The sequence below is a fragment of the Lysobacter sp. CC-YZS074 genome (assembly GCF_056739745.1).
This window is the reverse complement of the sequence record NZ_CP200301.1, coordinates 1,576,071-1,596,323: the sequence shown is the minus strand read 5'-3', so window position 1 is coordinate 1,596,323 and position 20,253 is coordinate 1,576,071. Positions and strand designations below refer to the sequence as shown.

At 68.4% G+C, this 20,253-nt stretch carries 16 protein-coding genes; 12 read left to right on the top strand and 4 right to left on the bottom strand.

Features of this window, described 5'->3' with window-relative positions:
* Nucleotides 1-13 precede the first annotated feature (13 nt).
* Nucleotides 14-682: a YggN family protein gene (locus tag U8331_RS07180; protein WP_481130390.1), complete on the top strand. Its 669-nt coding sequence runs from the start codon at nt 14-16 to the stop codon at nt 680-682.
* Between the two features lie 16 nt (nt 683-698).
* Complete coding sequence (locus tag U8331_RS07175) at nt 699-1,505, top strand: hypothetical protein (RefSeq protein WP_481130389.1); 807 nt, start codon at nt 699-701, stop codon at nt 1,503-1,505.
* Nucleotides 1,506-1,507: 2 nt separating this feature from the next.
* Here the strand turns inward: U8331_RS07175 and U8331_RS07170 are convergent, their stop codons facing one another.
* Nucleotides 1,508-2,899: a class II fumarate hydratase gene (locus tag U8331_RS07170; RefSeq protein ID WP_481130388.1), complete on the bottom strand. Its 1,392-nt coding sequence runs from the start codon at nt 2,897-2,899 to the stop codon at nt 1,508-1,510.
* A gap of 209 nt (nt 2,900-3,108) precedes the next feature.
* On the opposite strand from U8331_RS07170, the gene purB reads away from it, so the two are divergent.
* From purB to U8331_RS07125, 9 genes are all read left to right on the top strand, one after another.
* The gene (gene purB / locus U8331_RS07165; protein WP_481130387.1) at nt 3,109-4,485 is read left to right on the top strand and encodes an adenylosuccinate lyase; all 1,377 of its coding nucleotides are present in this window, start codon (nt 3,109-3,111) and stop codon (nt 4,483-4,485) included.
* A gap of 1 nt (nt 4,486) precedes the next feature.
* Entirely contained in the window at nt 4,487-5,707 is a 1,221-nt protein-coding gene (locus U8331_RS07160; RefSeq protein WP_481130386.1) for a JmjC domain-containing protein, read from the top strand.
* Entirely contained in the window at nt 5,704-6,606 is a 903-nt protein-coding gene (locus U8331_RS07155; protein ID WP_481130385.1) for a GNAT family N-acetyltransferase, read from the top strand. Before U8331_RS07160 ends, U8331_RS07155 begins: the two co-directional genes overlap by 4 nt.
* Before the next feature lie 204 nt (nt 6,607-6,810).
* On the top strand, nt 6,811-9,633 hold the full coding sequence (locus U8331_RS07150) for a 2-oxoglutarate dehydrogenase E1 component (protein ID WP_481130384.1): 2,823 nt from the start codon (nt 6,811-6,813) through the stop codon (nt 9,631-9,633).
* 61 nt (nt 9,634-9,694) lie between these two features.
* A complete protein-coding gene (gene sucB, locus U8331_RS07145; RefSeq protein WP_481130383.1) occupies nt 9,695-10,924 on the top strand; it encodes a dihydrolipoyllysine-residue succinyltransferase in 1,230 nt (409 codons plus the stop codon).
* 58 nt (nt 10,925-10,982) lie between these two features.
* Nucleotides 10,983-12,425 (top strand): dihydrolipoyl dehydrogenase, encoded by a 1,443-nt coding sequence (gene lpdA, locus U8331_RS07140; RefSeq protein ID WP_481130382.1) that lies wholly within the window; start codon nt 10,983-10,985, stop codon nt 12,423-12,425.
* A 135-nt stretch (nt 12,426-12,560) separates the two neighbouring features.
* Nucleotides 12,561-13,154: an LOG family protein gene (locus U8331_RS07135; protein WP_481130381.1), complete on the top strand. Its 594-nt coding sequence runs from the start codon at nt 12,561-12,563 to the stop codon at nt 13,152-13,154.
* 49 nt (nt 13,155-13,203) lie between these two features.
* Nucleotides 13,204-14,196 (top strand): YhdH/YhfP family quinone oxidoreductase, encoded by a 993-nt coding sequence (locus tag U8331_RS07130; RefSeq protein ID WP_481130380.1) that lies wholly within the window; start codon nt 13,204-13,206, stop codon nt 14,194-14,196.
* A gap of 70 nt (nt 14,197-14,266) precedes the next feature.
* Nucleotides 14,267-14,632 carry a response regulator gene (locus U8331_RS07125; protein ID WP_481130379.1) on the top strand — a complete coding sequence of 122 codons (366 nt, stop codon included), beginning with the start codon at nt 14,267-14,269 and terminating at the stop codon, nt 14,630-14,632.
* 1 nt (nt 14,633) lies between these two features.
* Here U8331_RS07125 and U8331_RS07120 read toward each other — a convergent pair whose 3' ends face one another.
* The gene (locus U8331_RS07120) at nt 14,634-15,527 is read right to left on the bottom strand and encodes a DnaJ C-terminal domain-containing protein (protein ID WP_481130378.1); all 894 of its coding nucleotides are present in this window, start codon (nt 15,525-15,527) and stop codon (nt 14,634-14,636) included.
* Between the two features lie 201 nt (nt 15,528-15,728).
* Here U8331_RS07120 and U8331_RS07115 point away from each other — a divergent pair, with 201 nt between their 5' ends.
* Nucleotides 15,729-16,208 carry a redoxin family protein gene (locus U8331_RS07115; RefSeq protein ID WP_481130377.1) on the top strand — a complete coding sequence of 160 codons (480 nt, stop codon included), beginning with the start codon at nt 15,729-15,731 and terminating at the stop codon, nt 16,206-16,208.
* Between the two features lie 64 nt (nt 16,209-16,272).
* On the opposite strand, the gene gyrA is transcribed toward U8331_RS07115, so the two are convergent.
* Both gyrA and mtnA read right to left on the bottom strand, forming a co-directional pair.
* Entirely contained in the window at nt 16,273-18,915 is a 2,643-nt protein-coding gene (gene gyrA / locus U8331_RS07110) for a DNA gyrase subunit A (protein WP_481130376.1), read from the bottom strand.
* A 214-nt stretch (nt 18,916-19,129) separates the two neighbouring features.
* Complete coding sequence (gene mtnA / locus U8331_RS07105; RefSeq protein WP_481130375.1) at nt 19,130-20,191, bottom strand: S-methyl-5-thioribose-1-phosphate isomerase; 1,062 nt, start codon at nt 20,189-20,191, stop codon at nt 19,130-19,132.
* Between the last annotated feature and the right edge of the window lie 62 nt (nt 20,192-20,253).

The window sequence follows — 20,253 nt, the reverse complement described above, 5'->3', positions numbered from 1 at the left end:
CGAGGACGTGCACATGAACATCCCAAGCGCCGCGTTGACCTTGTGCCTGCTGCTTCCACTGGCCGCAACGGCCGGGGAGTCCACTCCCGCCACCACCAGCCCCACCGGCATCGGTGCCGAAATGAGCCGCGAAATGGGGGAGGCGCGGCGCGAGGTCGCCGCCGACCTGGCCAAAGCCCGGCACGAACTGCAGACCGAAAACCTGCGCATCGACAACAGCCTGCAGTTCGGCAACCACGACAAGGCCGACTCCGACCCGCTGGCCCGCGCCGAAATCACTCCGCAGGGCGACTTTCTGATCGAGGGCGAGGCGCAGACCATCGATGCCGGGCAACGCCGGCAGCTGCTGGCCTACCGTGGCCAGGTGATCGGGATCGCCCTGGCCGGCATCGACGCCGGCCAGCGCACCGCCGACGTCGCACTGGCCGAGGTCGAGGACTCGTCGTGGATCGGCCTGGTGTTCGGAGCCATGAGCGGCCGGCTGGAGCGCCGTATCGAGCGGGTCGTCAAGCAGGAGCTCGAACCCGCCATGCGCGACATCTGCCGGCAGTTGCCGGCCGTGCGGGCCTCGCAGCAGCAACTGGCGTCCAGCCTGCCGCAGTTCCGGCCCTACGCCACGGTGGAACCCGGCGATGTCGATGATTGCGAAAACCTGATGCAGAAAGAATTCGCCTCGCTCTGACCGCAGGGACCCGACCATGACCCGTACACACCGCTTCGCCCTTGTCGCCTGCCTCGCCATCATCCCGCTGATGGCCGCCTGCAGCGCCGATGAACCCGCTCCACCGGCCACGGGGGAAACCGCCTCGACCGGCGCACGCACCGCCCTGGGGCGCACCATCGAAAGCGCCCTCGGGGAAGCCCGCGAGGAGATCGCCACGGGCAACCTCGGCATCGGTGGCGACATGGATATCCACATCGGCGGCACCAACATCAGCCGCAGCGCCCCGCGGGACGCCGACGGCAACCGGTTGCCCAAGGCCGAAATCAGCCCTGGGGGCGACCTGCTGATCGGCGGCGAGCCGGTCGCCGTGACGCCGGAGCAGCGCGCTCTGCTGCTGGACTACCGCGGCCACGTGGTCAACTTGGTGGAGACCGGCATGACCCTGGGCGCCAAGGGCGCCGACCTGGGCATCCAGGCCGCGGGCGAAGCGCTGAAGAACGTTTTTACCGGTGGCGGCGCCGATTTCGAGCAGCGCATCGAGGCCGAGGCCGCGAAGATCGAGGCCGAGGCGCTCAAGCTGTGCGACGGCTTGCCCGCGATGCTGGAAACCCAGCAGCAGCTCGCCGCCTCGCTTCCCGAGTTCCGTCCCTACGCGACGATGGAGGCCGCGGACATCGACGAGTGCCGCGACAGCGGACGCGACAACCGCGCCCGGCAGGCCGAGGTGCGCGACGACATCCGCAGCGGCATCCGCGAATCGATCCAGGCAGCCGTCCGCGACGGCGATCCCGACTCCGAGGCCGTGCAGGCCGAAGCGGCCGCCGAAACCGCCACGCCCTAGCGTCAGCCCTGGATGCCGCCGCGGGTCAGCGCGGCGGGGTCGAGCAGCCGGCGCAACTCCTTGGCCGGCATGCCGGTCGCCTCCACTGCCACGTCCAGCACCGGCCTGCCCTCGCGGTAGGCCTGTTTGGCGATCGCCGCGGCCTTTTCGTAGCCGATCACCGGATTGAGCGCGGTCACCAGGATCGGGTTGCGGTCCAGCGCCTCGGCGACCTTGTCACGACGCACCTGGAGCCCGTCGATGGTGGCGTCGGCGAGCCGTCGCATCACGTTGGCCAGCAGGCGGATCGAATCCAGCAGGTTGGCCGCAACCAGCGGCAGCATCACGTTGAGCTGGAAGTTGCCGCTCTGCCCGGCCACGGTGATCGCGGTGTGGTGACCCATCACCTGCGCGCACACCATGCAGGCCGCTTCGGGCACCACCGGGTTCACCTTGCCGGGCATGATCGAGCTGCCGGGCTGCAACGCCGGCAACTCGACCTCCGCCAACCCCGCCAGCGGGCCGGAATTCATCCAGCGCAGGTCGTTGGCGATCTTCATCAGCGCGACCGCCAATGCGTTGAGCTGGCCGGACAGTTCGACTGCGTCGTCCTGCGAGGCTAGGCCCTCGAACTTGTTGTCGGCCCATTCAAAGCGGGTGCCGGCCAGTTGCGACAGCGCACGCGCCATCGCATGGCCGAACCGCGGATCGGCGTTGATGCCGGTGCCGATCGCGGTGCCCCCGATCGGCAGTCTTCGCAGGCGCTTGAGAGTGTCTTCCACTCGCGCCTGGGCCGAGGCCAGTTGCGCCGACCACGCACCGAACTCCTGGCCGAAGGTCAGCGGCATCGCGTCCATCAAATGCGTGCGTCCGGTCTTGGTGACCTTGCCGAGGCTGCGGCCGCGGCGGTCGATGGTCCTGCGCAGGTGCTGGATCGCCGGCAGCAGGTCCTCGACCACCGCCAGCTGGGCGGACACCCGCAGCGCCGTCGGGACCACGTCGTTCGAGCTCTGGCCGAGGTTGACGTCGTCGTTGGCGTGGACGGCCTTCCCACGCACGGTCTGCGACGCGAGCGCGGCGATGACCTCGTTGGCGTTCATGTTGCTCGAGGTGCCCGAGCCGGTCTGGAACACGTCGATCGGGAACTGCGCATCGTGCTCGCCGCCGGCCACGGCCAAGGCGGCCTTGCGGATGGCGCCGGCGCGGTTCTTCGGCAGCAGGCCGAGACTGCCGTTGACCTCGGCCGCCGCCGCCTTGACCAGCCCGAGCGCACGGATGAAGCCGCGTGGCATGGGCCGGCCGGAAATCGGGAAGTTCTGCACCGCCCGCTGCGTCTGTGCACCCCACAGCGCATCGGCGGGCACCTGCAGCTCGCCCATGCTGTCGTGCTCGGTCCGGTAGTCCTGGTTGGCCATGGCTTCCTCCGTTGTTTGCGGCCGAGGATACGCCCGGACCTGTCGGGGCTTCGTTGCCACGCGCGTGCCGCTCCATCGCGTGCCTTCGCGGCTTGCAGGCAGGAGCCGGGCGCGCGAAAGTTCGAAAACACGGACCGGGCACTTTGCCCCGGCGAGCGCACACGAGGCCCGCGCTAGAATGCGCGACCGCCCATCACGTGCCGCCGTCCATGCCCGCCAACGCCGAATACCAGTTGCTCGCCCTGTCCCCGCTCGATGGCCGGTACGCCGGCAAGGTCGACGCGCTGCGGCCGATCTTCTCCGAATTCGGGTTGATCAAGGCGCGCGTGAAGGTCGAGGTCGAGTGGCTGCTGGCCCTGGCGGCCGAGCCCGCGATCGGCGAACTCAAGCCGTTTTCGCAGCAGGCGACCGGCCGGCTGAGGGCGCTCGCCGACGGGCTGACGGTGGACGACGCCGCGCGGGTCAAGGAAATCGAGCGCACTACCAACCATGACGTCAAGGCGGTCGAGTACCTGATCAAGGAGCGCCTGAAGGACGACGCGGAATTGGGCCCGGCGCTGGAGTTCGTGCATTTCGCCTGCACCTCCGAAGACATCAACAACCTGTCCTACTCCCTGATGCTCAACCAAGCCCGGCAGGGCGTCCTGCTGCCCCGCCTCGACGAGCTGATCGGTAAGCTGCGTGGAATGGCGCACGAGCATGCGGCGCTGCCGATGCTCTCGCGGACCCACGGCCAGACCGCCTCGCCGAGCACCGTCGGCAAGGAGCTGGCCAATGTGGTCGCCCGCCTGCTGCGGCAGCGCGACACCCTGGCCGCCACCCCCATGTTCGGCAAGATCAACGGCGCGGTCGGCAACTACAACGCGCACCTCGCGGCCTACCCTGATTTCGACTGGCACGGCTTCGCCCAGCGTTTCGTCACCTCGCTCGGCCTGGACTGGCAGCCCTACACCACCCAGATCGAGCCGCACGACGGCATCGCCGAGGTCTGCGACGCCCAGCGCCGCATCGACACCGTCTGCATCGACCTGTGCCGCGACATCTGGGGCTACATCTCGCTGGGCTACTTCAAGCAGGCAGTCAAGGCCGGCGAAGTCGGCAGCTCGACCATGCCGCACAAGGTCAACCCGATCGACTTCGAGAACGCCGAGGGCAACTTCGGCATCGCCAACGCGCTGTTCGAGCACTTCGCCAGCAAGTTGCCGGTCAGCCGCTGGCAGCGCGACCTGACCGATTCCACCGTGCTGCGCGCGCTCGGCACCGGTTTCGGGCACGCGCTGATCGGCTACGACGCCCTGCTGCGGGGACTGGGCAAGCTGTCCGCCAACCCGGAACGGCTCGCCGCCGACCTGGACGCGGCGTGGGAAGTCCTGGCGGAGGCGGTACAGACCGTCATGCGCCGCCACGGGCTGCCCAACCCGTACGAGCAGCTCAAGGCGCTGACCCGGGGACAGGGCATCAACGAAGCTTCGATGCGCGAGTTCATCACCGGCCTCGACCTGCCCGACGACGCCCGCCAGCGTCTCCTCGACATGACGCCGGGCAGCTACATCGGCCGGGCCGAACAACTGGCCCGCGAGGTCTGAGATGGCCACGCGCAGGCGCAGCGTGCCGGCAGCGGCGCTCCCGATCGAAGTTGACGCCGCCACGTTGCCGCCGCTGGGCATGGAGCCCGCGGCGTTCCTGCGCGATTACTGGCAAAAGAAGCCGCTGCTGATCCGCAACGCCTTCCCGGGATTCGTTCCCCCCCTCCAGCCCGAAGACCTCGCGGGCCTCGCCTGCGAGGAGGCGGCGCTGTCGCGGATCGTCACCCACGACCGCGCACGCGATCGATGGAGCCTGCGCCACGGGCCGTTCCCCGAAGCGATGTTCCCCGACATGCCCCGGCAGGACTGGACCCTGCTGGTGCAGGACGTGGACAAATGGGATGCGGACGTCGCCGCGCTGCTGGAGTCGTTCGCCTTCCTGCCGCGCTGGCGGATCGACGACGTCATGGTGTCGTTCGCCGCGCCCGGCGGATCGGTGGGCGCCCACGTGGACCAGTACGACGTGTTCCTGCTGCAGGCGCAGGGGCAGCGCTGCTGGCAGATCGACGCATCGGACCGGCCGCCGCTGGATTTCCGCGACGATGCCGAGCTCAGGCTGCTCCGCCGTTTCTCGCCCACGCACGAGTGGGTGCTCGGCCCCGGCGACATGCTCTACCTGCCGCCCGGGGTGCCGCATCACGGCGTGGCGGTGGATGCGTGCCTGACCTTTTCGGTCGGGATGCGCGCGCCGTCGGCCGCCGAGCTGCTCGGCGACTTCGTCGACACCCTCGCCGCCGATGCGGACGAGGCGCTGCGTTACCGCGACCCCGGGCTGGCGCCACCGCGCAGCCCGGGCGAGATCGACGCCGCGGCGATGGAACGCGTGGTCGAAGCGCTCAACCTGCTGCGGATGAACGACCCGGAGCGGCTCGGCGACTGGTTCGGCCGCTTCATCACGGTGTATCGCAGCGGGGGCGAAGTCGCTCCCTTCGACACCGTCCCCGGCCGCGATGACGTCGAACGCGAGCTGCGCCATGGTGCGGTGCTGCGACGGCACCCGTTCTCCCGCATGGCCTGGCGCCAGGCCAAACGCGGCGCCCGGCTGTACGTCAACGGCCAGGAAACCTCGCTGCCCGCACGCGACGCGGCGCGCGTCGCCGACCTCGCCATGCTGGACGGCGCGGACCTGGCCGCGCTTTCCGACGCCGGCCGCGCCTGCGTGTTCGACCTGCACGCCGCCGGGCATTACCACCTCGACAACGACAGCGAAGGCGAGCCATGAGCCTGCCCTCCTTCAGCGTGCATCCGGTGGCCTACGAGGCCGCGCTGCCGGAGCTGCGCCGGGTCCGCGAGACCGTGTTCGTGCAGGAACAGGGGGTGCCGCTGACTCTGGAATGGGATGAGCTCGATCCACTGTGCCACCACGTCGTCGCGCGCGACGGCGGCGGGCAGCCGATCGGCACCGGAAGGCTCACCCCGAAACACACGATCGGACGCATGGCGGTCCTGGCCGACTGGCGCGGCCGCGGCGTGGGCGATGCCCTGCTCGGCGCCCTCGTCGCGCAGGCGCGTGGGCTCGGCTGGCGCGAGCTTTCGCTGCACGCGCAGGTGTCCGCGATCGGCTTCTATGCCCGGCATGGCTTCCTGCCTTGCGGTGAACGCTTCATGGAGGCGGGAATCGAGCACCAGACGATGCGACTGCTGGTCGACGGCCTCAATCCGGTGGAAAGCCGCGAGGCCGCCGCCGCGGCGGGTCTTGGCGTGATCGCCGGCGCCCGCCGCCGCGTGCACATCTACAGTCGGGATCTCGACCCGGGGCTGCTCGACGTTCCGGAGGTGGTCGCCGCGCTGCGCCGCCTGGCGACCGGTGGCGGCGAGATCCAGATCCTGCTGCACGATCCGGCGGAGCCACAGCGCGCACTGGCGCCGCTGATCGGTCTGGGCCAACGGCTGTCCAGCGCATTCGCATTCCGCGCGATCGAAGAGCCGACTGACCGCGGCTATCCGTCCGCGTATCTGGTGAACGATCGCGGTGGTTTCCTGTTCCGCCCGCTGGGCCACCGTTTCGACGGTGAAAGCCGGCTGGATTCACCGGCCCGTGCGCGACAGCTGAGGGCGTTGTTCGACCCCGTCTGGCAGCGTGCGAGGCCCTGCAGCGAGTTCCGCGCCCTCCAGTTGTGAGCTTTCCGGTCACGAATCGCCCACGGTGCTGAACCCTTTGCGCCGAATCGGCCGGAAAGGGCAAAAAACGCCCGGTGTTTTCCATCCGTTTACTGGCCGGCACCGGGTGGTCGGGGGCTATAATTCGAATTCTTGATTGCCTGAACAGCCGCCCGGCGGCTCCCTTCGGCTGCCCCGCCTCCCCATCGAGATTCCCTTGCCATTGTGGACAGTCTCCTGAAGCAGTTCTCCCAGTCTTCGCAGCTCGGCGCCAATGCGGCCTACATCGAAGACCTGTATGAGCAGTATCTGGTCGCGCCCGAGAGCGTGGGTCCGAAATGGCGGGCGTACTTCGATACCTTCAAGGGGCGCGAGGCGGGCGACGTGCCGCACTCCGCGGTGATCCATGCCCTCGCCGATGCCGGCAAGCGCAGTGGCGCACCGGTCCAGGCCGGAGGCGGTGACGCGCGCGAACGTGCGGTGGGCAAGCTGATCACCGCGTACCGGTCGCGCGGCCACCTTGGCGCCAACCTCGACCCGCTCGGCCTGCTTGAGAAGCCTGACGCGCCGGACCTGGACCTCGGCTTCCACGGCCTGTCCGGCAGCGACCTGGCTTCGGAATTCAGCACCGGCGGCGTCGCCGGCCACGAGCGCATGAAGCTGGGTGACCTGCTCGCCCGTCTCAAGGCGACCTACACCGGCTCGATCGGTGCGGAGTTCATGCACATCACCGACGCCGGCCAGCGTCGCTGGCTCTACGAGCGGCTGGAAAAGGCCGGCGGCAACTACGGCCGCAGCACCGACCAGAAGAAGCGCATCCTCGAACGCCTGACCGCGGCCGAGGGCCTCGAGCGCTACCTCGGCACCAAATACGTCGGCCAGAAGCGCTTCTCGCTGGAAGGCGGCGACGCCCTGATCCCGCTGATGGACGCCACCATCCGCCGTGCCGGCGAGCAGGGCATCAAGGACGTGGTCATCGGCATGGCCCACCGCGGCCGCCTCAACGTACTGGTCAACACCCTCGGCAAGCCGCCGCGGCAGCTGTTCGACGAGTTCGAGGGCAAGTTCGAGCATGTCCATTCCGACCTCGCCCACACCGGCGACGTGAAGTACCACATGGGCTTCTCGGCCGATGTCGCCACCCCGGGTGGCGCGGTCCACCTGGCGCTGGCGTTCAACCCCTCGCACCTGGAGATCGTCGACCCGGTGGTCGCCGGCTCGGTGCGTTCGCGCCAGGTCCGTCGCGGCGACAAGGGCCGGGGCCAGGTGCTGCCCGTGCTGATGCACGGCGATGCCGCGTTCGCCGGCCAGGGCGTGGTGATGGAGCTGCTGCAGATGTCGCAGGCGCGCGGCTTCGCGGTTGGCGGCACGGTCCACATCGTCATCAACAACCAGGTCGGGTTCACCACCTCCGAGCGCCAGGACGCGCGCTCCACGCTGTATTGCACCGACGTCGCCAAGATGGTCGGCGCCCCGGTGCTGCACGTGAACGGCGACGACCCGGAGGCAGTGGTGTTCTGCGCCGAGCTGGCGCTCGACTTCCGCAACGAGTTCGGCAAGGACGTGGTCATCGACCTGGTCTGCTACCGCCGCCACGGCCACAACGAGGCCGACGAGCCGGCCGCGACCCAGCCGCTGATGTACCAGGTGATCCGCAAGCACAAGACCCCGCGCGACCTCTACGCGCAGCAGTTGGTCGCCGAGGGCACGCTGTCCGACGACGACGCCAAGGCGTTGTCGGATGCCTACCGCGACAAGCTCGACCAGGGCGTGGTCACCACCGAGCTGGCCGACAGCCGCGATGACGAGTTCACCATCGACTGGTCGAATTACCTGACCGGCAAGCTGTCCGACCCGGTCGACACCGCCTTCGACCGTGCCGCGCTGGACGGACTGGCCGCCGCGATCAACCACATCCCGGACGAGGTCAAGCTGCACCCGCGCGTGGCCAAGATCTACGAGGACCGCCGCAGAATGGCCGCCGGTGAACAGGCCGGCGACTGGGGCTTCGCCGAGAACCTCGCCTACGCGACCCTGCTCAGCGAAGGCTACAAGCTGCGCCTGGTCGGTCAGGACAGCGGCCGCGGCACCTTCTTCCATCGCCACGCGATCCTGCACGACCAGGCGACGGACGATTACCACCTGCCGCTGCGCCAGCTGGTCAAGAACCCGACCGACCTGACCATCATCGACTCGCTGCTCAGCGAGGAGGCGGTGATGGCGTTCGAGTACGGCTACTCCACCGCCGACCCGATGACGCTGGACATCTGGGAAGCCCAGTTCGGCGACTTCGCCAACGGCGCCCAGGTCGTGATCGACCAGTTCCTGTCGTCCGGCGAGGCCAAGTGGGGCCGGCTGTGCGGCCTGGCGTTGTTCCTGCCGCACGGCTACGAAGGCCAGGGCCCGGAGCACAGCTCCGCACGCCTGGAGCGTTTCCTGCAGCTGTGCGCGCTGGACAACATGATGGTCTGCGTGCCGACCACGCCGGCGCAGGCGTACCACATGATCCGCCGGCAGATGCGCATGCCGACCCGCAAGCCGCTGGTGGTGATGACGCCCAAGTCGCTGCTGCGCCACAAGCTCGCGGTGTCGACGCTGGACGAACTCGCCGGCGGTGGCTTCCAGAAGCTCATTCCCGATGCGAAGGCCGACGCGAAGAAGGTCAAGCGCGTGGTGCTGTGCTCGGGCAAGGTCTACTACGACCTGGTCGAAGACCTCGAGAAGCGCGGTGCGGACGACGTCGCCCTCGTGCGGGTCGAGCAGCTGTACCCGTTCCCGCGCGAGGAGCTGGCCGCCGAGCTCAAGCGTTTCGGCAAGGCCGCCGACGTGGTCTGGTGCCAGGAAGAGCCGCAGAACCAGGGCGCCTGGTATCAGATCCGCCACCACCTGACCGCCTGCCTCGGTGACAAGCAGTCCCTGCATTACGCCGGGCGGCTGCGCTCGCCGTCGCCTGCGGCCGGCCACTTCTCCGACCACGTCGCCGAGCAGACCAAGCTGGTCGCCGACGCGCTGGTCAATCCGCTCCAGGGCGAAAACTGCCCCGAGTGATCCGTCGGTACCTGCTTCCCTCTCGCCCTTCCCTTACCACGCCATCCAGGATGACAGCCCCATGAGCACCGAGATCAAAGTTCCGGTCCTGCCCGAATCCGTTTCCGACGCCACCATCGCCACGTGGCACAAGAAGCCCGGCGACGCGGTCAGCCGTGACGAGAACCTCGTCGATCTCGAAACCGACAAGGTCGTGCTGGAGGTGCCCTCACCGGTCGACGGCGTGTTGAAGGAGATCAAGTTCGACTCGGGCGCGACCGTGACCAGCGACCAGGTGCTCGCGATCGTCGAGGCGGGCGCCGCCGGCGGCAACAAGGACGACGCGAAGTCCAAGGCCGATGCCAGCGCCGACGCCAAGAACGACGCCGCGGCGACCGCCGAGGCCAAGCCGGTCCAGGCCAAGGCCGAAGCCGCCAAGCCGGCGTCGAAGTCGGCAGCAGGCAACGACCTGCCGCCGGGCGCGCGCTTCACCGCGGCGAAGGAAGGCATCGATCCGTCGCAGGTCGAAGGCACCGGCCGCCGCGGCGCGGTGACCAAGGAAGACCTGCTGAACTACGCGAAGAACGCCGGTGTCGGCAAGGCCAGCGGCAACCGTGCCGAGGAGCGCGTGCCGATGACCCGCATGCGCGCGCGCATCGCCGAGCGCCTGATGCAGTCGAAGAACTCGACCGCGATGCTGACCTCCTCCAACGAGGTCAACATGAAGGCCGTCATGGACATGCGCAAGGCGCAGGGCGAGGCGTTCAAGAACGCCTACGGCATCAAGCTCGGCTTCATGAGCTTCTTCGTCAAGGCCGCCGCCAACGCGCTGCAGCGCTATCCGCTGGTCAACGCCTCGGTCGACGGCAACGACATCATCTACCACGGCTACTCCGACATCTCGATCGCGGTGTCCACCGACAAGGGCCTGGTCACGCCGGTGCTGCGCAACGCCGAGTCGATGGGCTTCGCCGAAGTCGAGCAGGCCATCGACGGGTACGCCAAGGCGGCGCGCGAGGGCGGCCTCAAGCTCGAGGACCTGCAGGGCGGCACCTTCACGATCACCAACGGCGGCACCTTCGGTTCGCTGTTCTCCACGCCGATCATCAACCCGCCGCAGTCGGCGATCCTCGGCATGCACGCGATCAAGGAGCGTGCAATCGTCGAGAACGGCCAGGTCGTCGCCGCGCCGATGATGTACATCGCGCTGAGCTACGACCACCGCATCATCGACGGCAAGGACGCGGTGCTGTTCCTGGTCGACATCAAGAACCAGCTCGAGAACCCGCACCGCATGCTGCTGGGCATGTAATGCCCGCCGAAGCCCCGCCACGTGCGGGGCTTTCCGCAACAAGACAAGGATCATTGCAATGAGCGAACAGCAGAATTTCGACGTCGTCGTGATCGGTGCCGGCCCGGCCGGCTACCACGCGGCGATCCGCGCCGCCCAGTTGGGCCTGAAGACCGCGTGCATCGACGCCGCGCTGGGCAAGGACGGCAAGCCGGCCCTCGGCGGCACCTGCCTGCGCGTGGGCTGCATCCCGTCCAAGGCGCTGCTCGACTCCTCGCGCCAGTTCTGGAACATGGGCCACCTCTTCGGCGACCACGGCATCAGCTTCAAGGATGCGCAGATGGACGTCGGCCAGATGGTCGGCCGCAAGGACAAGATCGTGAAGCAGTTCACCGGCGGCATCGCGATGCTGTTCAAGGCGAACAAGGTCAGCGCGTTCTACGGCTTCGGCACCCTGCACAAGGGCAACGTGGTCAAGGTCAAGCAGCACGACGGCTCGGAAGTCGAGCTCAAGGGCACCAACGTCATCATCGCCGCCGGTTCGGATTCGATCGAGCTGCCGTTCGCGAAGTTCGACGGCGAGACCATCGTCGACAACGCCGGCGGGCTGGACTTCACCGAGGTGCCCAAACGCCTTGGCGTGATCGGCGCCGGCGTGATCGGCCTGGAGCTGGGCAGCGTCTGGAAGCGGCTGGGCGCCGAGGTCACGATCCTAGAGGCGATGCCGGAGTTCCTTGCCGCCGCCGACGCGGAAGTCGCCAGGGCCGCCGCCAAGGAATTCAAGAAGCAGGGCCTCGATATCAAGCTCGGCGCCAAGGTCTCCAAGGCCGAAGTCAAGGGCAAGGGCAAGTCGAAGGAAGTGCACCTGACCTACACCGACAAGGACGGCGAGCAGTCGATCGTGGTCGACAAACTGCTGGTCGCGGTCGGCCGCAGGGCCGCCAGCAAGAACCTGCTGGCTGACGGTACCGGCGTGAAGCTCGACGACCGCGGCCGCATCGAGGTCGACGAGCACTGCCACACCGGCGTCGATGGCGTCTGGGCGATCGGTGACTGCGTGCGCGGCCCGATGCTCGCGCACAAGGGCTTCGAGGAAGGCATCGCCGTCGCCGAGCTGATCGCCGGCCTGCCCGGCCACGTCAACCTCGACACCATCCCTTGGGTCATCTACACCGAGCCGGAGATTGCCTGGGTCGGCAAGACCGAGCAGCAGCTCAAGGAAGAAGGCACGCCGTACAAGACCGGCAGCTTCCCGTTCGCGGCGATCGGCCGTGCGGTGGCGATGGGCGAGCCGGCCGGCTTCGTCAAGGTCATCGCGCACGAGGAAACCGACCGTGTGCTCGGCATGCACCTGGTCGGCGTCGGTGTGTCCGAGCTCGTCCACGAGGGCGTGCTGACGATGGAGTTCAACGGTTCGGCCGACGACCTCGCCCGCATCTGCCACGCCCACCCGACGCTGTCGGAGGCGATCCACGACGCGGCGATGGCGGTCAGCAAGCGCGCCATCCACAAGGCCAACTGACCTGAGCCCGGCTTCGGCCGGGTTGCCCTCGACGCCGGGCCCGCGCCCGGCGTCGCTGTTTTCAAGACACGCGGTCCAGCACTCGCGTTACACCGCAGGCGCCGCGCACGACGCATCCCGGGAGTCGACACCCTGATGAAAACCCTCTGTGTCTATTGCGGCTCCAACAGCGGCGCCCGGCCGATCTACGCCGAGCGCGCCGCTGCACTGGGCCACGCGCTCGCCGCGGAAGGGCTGGGGCTGGTGTATGGCGGCGGCAACGTCGGGCTGATGGGTGTCGTGGCCGACGCGGTGCTCGCCGGGGGCGGTGAAGTCATCGGCGTGATCCCCGAGCAGCTGGTCAATCTGGAGGTCGCCCACCGCGGCGTCACCCGCCTCGACATCGTGGCCAACATGCACGAGCGCAAGAAGCGCATGTTCGACCTTGCCGACGGCTTCGTCGCCCTCCCCGGCGGCTTCGGCACGCTGGACGAGATGTTCGAGATGCTCACCTGGCGCCAGCTCGGCATCGGCGACAAACCCTGCGCGTTCCTCGACGTCGACGGTTTCTTCTCGCCGCTGGTCGCAATGATGGACCGCATGGTCGAGGAGCGCTTCCTGCACGCCGGGCAGCGGGAGGATCTCTGGCACGGCGAGGACATGGCGGCGATGCTGGAGTGGATGCGTGCATACCGCCCCGCCAACGCGGCCAAGTGGCTCGAGGCCAAGCACCGCCGCGAGTTGCGCTGACATTCCAGGTGCCCGGAAAGGTCCGGCAGGCGCCGGAACGAGGAGAAGCATGAACGTCCCCGCACATTTCAACGCCTTCCGCATCCACAACGACGAAAGCGGCTACCGCAGCGGCATCGAACCGGTGTCGATCGAGGACCTGGCGCCGGGCGAGGTGGTGATCAGAACCGCCTGGTCGTCGATCAACTTCAAGGACGCGCTGGCCGGCACCGGCGAGGGCAAGATTCTCCGCCGCTTCCCGCTGGTCGGTGGCATCGACGTCGCCGGCCACGTGGTCGCCTCCACCGACGGCGCGTTCCGCGAAGGCGATGCCGTGCTGGTCACCGGTTGCGGCCTCAGCGAGACCCGCGATGGCGGTTACAGCGAGTACGCCCGCCTGGAGTCGCGCTGGGCCATTCCCCTGCCCGCCGGGCTGGACCTGCGCGAGAGCATGATTCTCGGCACCGCGGGATTCACTGCGGCACTGGCGCTGTACCGGATGCGCGAGAACCGCCAGGTGCCGGAACTCGGCCCGTTGGCGGTGACCGGCGCCACCGGAGGCGTGGGCTCGCTGGCAGTCGACATCTTCAGTCGTGCCGGCTTCGAGGTGCACGCCATCAGCGGCAAGGCCGACCAGCATGACTACCTGACGTCGATCGGCGCGAGCCGGGTGCTGGACCGCGACGCACTTGCGACCACGCGGCCGATGGAATCGGTGCGGTTCGGTGGCGGCCTGGACAACGTGGGCGGGCCGATGCTGTCCAGCCTGCTCGCCCAGACCGCGCCCTACGGCAACGTCGCCAGCGCGGGGCTGGCCGCCTCCCACGGGCTCGATGCCACGGTGATGCCGTTCATCATCCGCGGGGTGTCACTGCTGGGCGTGGCCTCGGCGGGCACCGCTCGCGATATCCGCGAAGCCGTCTGGCAGCACCTGGCCAGCGACTGGAAGCCGGCCCATCTGGACCGGATCTGCACCCGGGAAGTCACCTTGGACGAGCTGCCGACGGTGTTCCCGACCATGCTCGGCGGCGGCTCGCTCGGCCGTACGCTGGTCCGCTTCTAGTCATGTAGCACGGGCGTTTGCCACGGCGCCGCCCGTCGCTACAATCGTCGCGATCAACCGGGGAACCAACATGGCGCGCATTCTTATCGTCGACGACTCGCCGTCGCAGCTGATGGGCATTCGCCGCATCGTCGAGAAACTCGGCCATGAAGCGGTCACCGCCGAAGACGGCGCCGCCGGTGTCGAGGCCGCCAAGCGGGAGCTGCCGGACCTCGTGCTGATGGACGTGGTGATGCCGAACCTCAACGGTTTCCAGGCCACCCGCTCCATCTGCCGGGAAGAGACCACCAAACACATCCCGGTGGTGCTGGTGACCACCAAGGACCAGGACACCGACCGCGTCTGGGGCATGCGCCAAGGCGCCAAGGCCTACATCACCAAGCCGTTCAACGAGGCCGAGCTGGCCGAGGTCATCGGCCAGCTGCTTCCGGGATGAGCTAGGCCCGGCGCCAGTCGTTTTCGAACGCGACGCGCATCGCCTCGTACGCCGCGGTCTGGGCCTCGCTACGGGGCGTCGGCGCGGTGACCTCGAGTTCGACGATCTGGTCGCCGTCCACGGGCTTGCCCGGCAAACCGCGTCCGCGCAGCCGCAGCTTCCTGCCGGCTTCGGACTGCGACGGAATCTTCAGCTCGACCGCGCCACCCAGCGTCGGCACGCTCACCGTCGCGCCGAGCGCCGCCTCCCACGGCGCGACCGGCAATACGTGGATCACGTTGCGGCCGTCCACTTCGAACTGCGGGTGCGCCGCGTACTCGATCTCCAGCAGCAAGTCGCCGCCAGTGCCGCCCTGCCCGCCGAGGCGGATCGCCTGGCCTTCGCGGATGCCCTTGGGCACGCGTACCGCGAGCGTCTTGCCGTTGATGCCGATGCGGACGTTGTCGCCCGCGTACACCGTCTCCAGCGGCACGGCGAGCTTGGCCCGGGTATCGGCGCGCTGGCGCGCGGCGCCCGGCTGCGGGCCGTAGCCGGCGCGACCACGGCCGAACAGGCTCTCGAAGAAGTCGCTGAAGCCCCCACCGGCGCCACCGCCGGCGAAGATTTCCTCGAAATCGACCCCTCCAGGGCCGCCGCCGAAACCACCCGGCGGCGGCTGCACGTCATCGCCGGGCCGGTAGCCGCGCGCACGCAGCTGATCGTATGCCGCGCGCTTCTGTGGGTCGCGCAAGGCCTCGTAGGCTTCGTTGACGGCCTTGAACTTGTCCTCCGCCCCGGCCTCCTTGCTGACGTCGGGGTGGTACTTGCGCGCCAGGCGTCGGTAGGCCGTCTTGATCTCGGCGTCGCCGGCACTGGGTTCCACACCGAGGATCTCGTAGTAATCCTTGAACTGCATCTGTTGCTCCGGTAATCGGTCGGGGCGCGGGAGCCGCCTCCGAGTCACGCACATGGGGCGTCGACAAAGGGTATGCAACGGCGCCTTTGGCGCAAGGCATCCGTGAGGGGTTTCGCGACCGGACCGGCTCACCGGGGATTGGGGCATGCACGTCCGTGCGTTTCCCCCCTTACACTGCGTCCTCCCCCACAGGAGAACTCCATGAGCATCCAGATCGGCGACCGGCTTCCCGAAGTCCCCCTTCAACGCATTCGCGATGGCGTCGAGACCGTCGACACCGGCGCCCTGTTCGGCGAGAGCAAGGTCGTCATCTTCGCCGTGCCTGGCGCGTTCACGCCTACCTGTTCGGAGAGGCACCTGCCCGGCTTCGTGGAGCATTTCCAGCAGTTCCACGACAAGGGCATCGAAGTCGCCTGCGTGTCCGTCAACGACCCGTTCGTGATGCAGGCCTGGGGCGAGAGCCAGAACGTGCCGGAAGGCATGATGATGCTCGCCGACGGCAACGCCGAATTCGCCCGTGCACTGGGCCTGGAACTCGATGCCAGCGCCTACGGCATGGGCACGCGGGCCAAGCGTTTCGCCCTGTACGCCGAGGATGGCGTGGTGCGGAAGCTGTGCGTCGAAGCACCGGGCGAGTACCGCGTCTCGTCCGCCGAGCACATGCTGCAGCAGATCGGCTGATCATCTCCGGCTGACTGCCAAAAAAACGCCGCCCGAGGGCGGCGTTTTCGTTTCCGGCCGGGCCTTACGGTACAGGCTCGGCGCCGGGCGCGTCGCCAGCAGCGGGGCCGGCGGCAATGTCGTTGACAGGTGCATCGGTGTCCTCGTCGCCGGACACCCCGCTCTCCTCGTCATCGCCGTCCAGCGACGCATCCAGCCGCTCGACCGCCTGCAGAGTCTCGTCCTTCGCCAGCCGCATCAGGGTCACACCCTGGGTGTTCCGGCTGACCTGGGAGATCTCCGCCGCGCGCGTACGCACCAGCGTGCCTCCGTCGGAGATCAGCAGCACGTCGTGGTGGTCGCTGAGCTGGATGGCGCCGACCAGCCTGCCGTTGCGCTCGCTGGTCTTGATCGCCAGCACGCCCTGGGTGCCACGCCCCTTGCGCGGATACTCGGCCTCCGGAGTGCGCTTGCCGTAACCACGCTCGCTGGCGGTGAGGATGTCGCCATCGCCGTCCAGCACGACCAGGCTGACCACGTGCTCACCATCGGCCAGGCGCATGCCGCGCACGCCGCGGGCCGTGCGACCCATCGGACGCACCGATTCACCGTTGAAGCGCACGGCCTTGCCGTTGCTGGCGAACAGCATGATGTCGCGGGTGCCGTCCGACAGTGCGACGTTGACCAGCGCGTCTCCCTCGTCAAGGTTGATCGCGATCTTGCCGCGCTGCAGGCGGAAGGCGTATTCGGGCAAGGGCGTCTTCTTGACGGTGCCGTTGCGGGTGGCGAAGAAGACGAACTTGTCTTCCTCGTACTCGCGCACCGGCAGCACGGCCTGCACCTGCTCGCCTTCCTCCAGCGGGATCCAGTTGATGATCGGACGGCCGCGTGCGTTCGGTCCCGCGTCCGGCAGCTGGTGCACCGGCAGCCAGAACACCCGGCCGGCGCTGGTGAAGGTCAGCAGGGTGTCGTGGGTGTTGACCAGCCATAGCCGTTCGATGAAGTCCTCGTCCTTGGTCGCCGCCGCGTTGCGGCCGCGCCCGCCGCGCTTCTGCGCGCGGTAGCTGCTGACCGGCTGGCGCTTGGCGTAGCCCGAATGGGTCAGGGTCACCACGACGTCTTCGGGCGCGATCAGGTCGAGGATGTCGAGGTCTTCCTCGCTCTCGCGGATCTCGCTGCGGCGGGCGTCGCCGAACTCGGCCTTGACGTTCTCCAGCTCGGTGCGGATCACCTCCAGCAGCACGTTGGGATCCTCGAGGATCTCGATCAGGCCACGGATGGTGTCGAGCAGCTGCTTGTACTCCTCGGTCAGCTTCTCCTGCTCCAGCCCGGTCAGGCGGTGCAGGCGCATTTCGAGGATCTGCTGGGCCTGGTGCTCGGTCAGCTGGTAGCGACCGTCGATCAGGCCGACGCCACGCGGCAGGTCCTCCGGGCGCGAGGCTTCGGCACCGGCCGCGCCGAGCAGTGCGCCGACCAGCCCCGGCTCCCAGGTCTTGGCGAGCATGCGCTCGCGCGCCTCGTTGGGGTTCGCCGAGGTCTTGATCAGCTCGATCATCTCGTCGATGTTGGCGAGCGCGACCGTCAGGCCTTCGAGGATGTGCGCACGCTGGCGGGCCTTGCGCAGCTCGAAGATGGTGCGGCGGGTGACCACCTCGCGACGGTGGCGGACGAACGCCTCCAGCACCTGCTTGAGGTTCAGCAGCTGCGGGCGGCCGTCGACCAGCGCGACCATGTTGATGCCGAACACCGACTCCATCTGAGTCTGCTGGTAGAGGTTGTTGAGCACGACCTCCGCGGACTCGCCGCGCTTGACCTCGATGTAGATGCGCATGCCGTCCTTGTCGGACTCGTCGCGCAGCTCGCTGATGCCCTCGATCTTCTTTTCCTTGACCAGCTCGGCGATCTTCTCGATCAGCCGCGCCTTGTTCACCTGGTACGGGATCTCGGTGACGATGATCGATTCGCGGCCGTTGTCGGCCACTTCGACGTCGGCCCGGGCGCGCATCCGCACCCGGCCGCGGCCGGTGTGGTACGCGCTGACGATGCCCGAGGTGCCGTTGATGATGCCGGCGGTCGGGAAATCGGGGCCCGGAATCGACTCCATCAGGCCGTCGATGCTGATCTGGGGGTCGTTGATCAGCGCGATGGTGGCGTCGACCACTTCCGACAGGTTGTGCGGCGGGATGTTGGTCGCCATGCCGACCGCGATGCCGGCCGAACCGTTGACGAGAAGATTCGGCACCCGGGTCGGCATGACCGTCGGCTCGAGTTCCTTCTCGTCGTAGTTGGGCTGGAAGTCGACGGTTTCCTTGTCGATATCGGCGATCAGCTCATGGGTGAGCCGCGACATCCGCGCTTCGGTGTAACGCATCGCCGCCGCGGAATCGCCGTCGACCGAACCGAAGTTGCCCTGCCCGTCCACCAGCAGGTATCGCAGCGAGAACGGCTGCGCCATGCGCACCAGGGTGTCGTACACCGACTGGTCGCCGTGCGGGTGGTACTTACCGATCACGTCACCGACGATTCGGGCGGACTTGTAATAGGGCTTGTTGGCGTGCGCGCCGAGTTCGTTCATCGCGTAAAGCACGCGACGATGCACCGGCTTCAGGCCATCGCGGACGTCGGGAAGCGCGCGCCCGACGATCACGCTCATCGCGTAATCGAGATAGCTGCGGCGCATCTCGTCTTCGAGGTTTACCGGGATGATTTCCTTGGCGAGTTCGGCCATCGGGTTTCCGTCTGGGGCAAGGTCGAAGCTGCTCCTGGAACCGGCCGGGAAGCCGCATGGCGGCGGAGTTCCGGGGCGAGTTCCGGGCAGATGAAAAAGACGTGAAATGATAGCACGGAACGGGCGTTCCCGGCACCGGGATTTCCGCGCACAAACAATGACTTAGGGGCCGTCCCACCCCGTCTTCGCGGTTCGCTTTGGTGGGCGGGGTGAATCAGCCGCCGAAGGCATCGCGCATCGCGGCCTCGTTCGGCCTCTCGATCACGCCACGCTCGGTCACGATCGCGTCGATCAGCTCGTGCGGGGTGACGTCGAACACCGGGTTCCACGCGCCGACGTCGGCCGCCGCGGTGCGATTGCCGCCGATGCCGAACAGCTCGCCGGGGTCGCGCTCCTCGATGTGGATCAGGTCGCCCGAGGGCGTGTCCATGTCGACCGTCGACGACGGCGCGGCGACCATGAACTTCACCCCGTGATGGCGCGCGGCAATGGCCAGCTGGTAGGTGCCGATCTTGTTGGCGGTGTCTCCGTTGGCGCAGATGCGGTCGGCGCCGACCACCACCCACTGCACCTTGCCGGACTTCATCAGGTGCGAGGCGGCGGCGTCGGCGATCAGGGTCGGCGCGATGCCGTCCTGCTGCAGCTCCCACACGGTCAGGCGCGCGCCCTGCAGCCACGGCCGGGTCTCGCCGGCGAACACCTCCTCGATGCGGCCCTGGGCCACGCCTGCGCGGATCACGCCGAGCGCGGTGCCGAAGCCGGCGGTGGCCAGTGAGCCGGTGTTGCAGTGGGTCAGCACATTGCTGCCGGGCTCGATCAGCGCCGCGCCGAGCGCGCCCATGCGGCGGTTGGCGGCGAGGTCCTCGTCGGCGATGGCGCGGGCCTCGACTTCGAGCACCTCGCGCCAGTCGCTGCCGGCGGCCGCAAGGACCCGGCGCATGCGCGCCAATGCCCAGGCGAGATTGACCGCCGTCGGGCGGGCAGCGTTGAGGCGGTCTATTGCTGGTTGCAGCTTTGCGGCCGCTTCGGCGCCGTCGGTGGCGTCGATATCGCGGGCCGCCAGCACAAGCCCCCACGCGGCGGCGATGCCGATCGCCGGCGCACCGCGCACGGTCAGCGCGTGGATCGCCCCGGCGACGGACTCGCTGGTTTCGCAACGGACGTAGCCGACCTCGAACGGCAGCTTGCGCTGGTCGAGCAGTTCCAGCGCGTCGCCGGTCCAGCGGATCGGGCGGATACGGTCGTAGCGGTCGAAGTCGAAGGCGGTCTCGGTCATGCGGGGATTCTAGCGGGCGGGTGTGGCGGGCGTGGTTTCCCGCCGGCGCGGCCCGCTGGTGC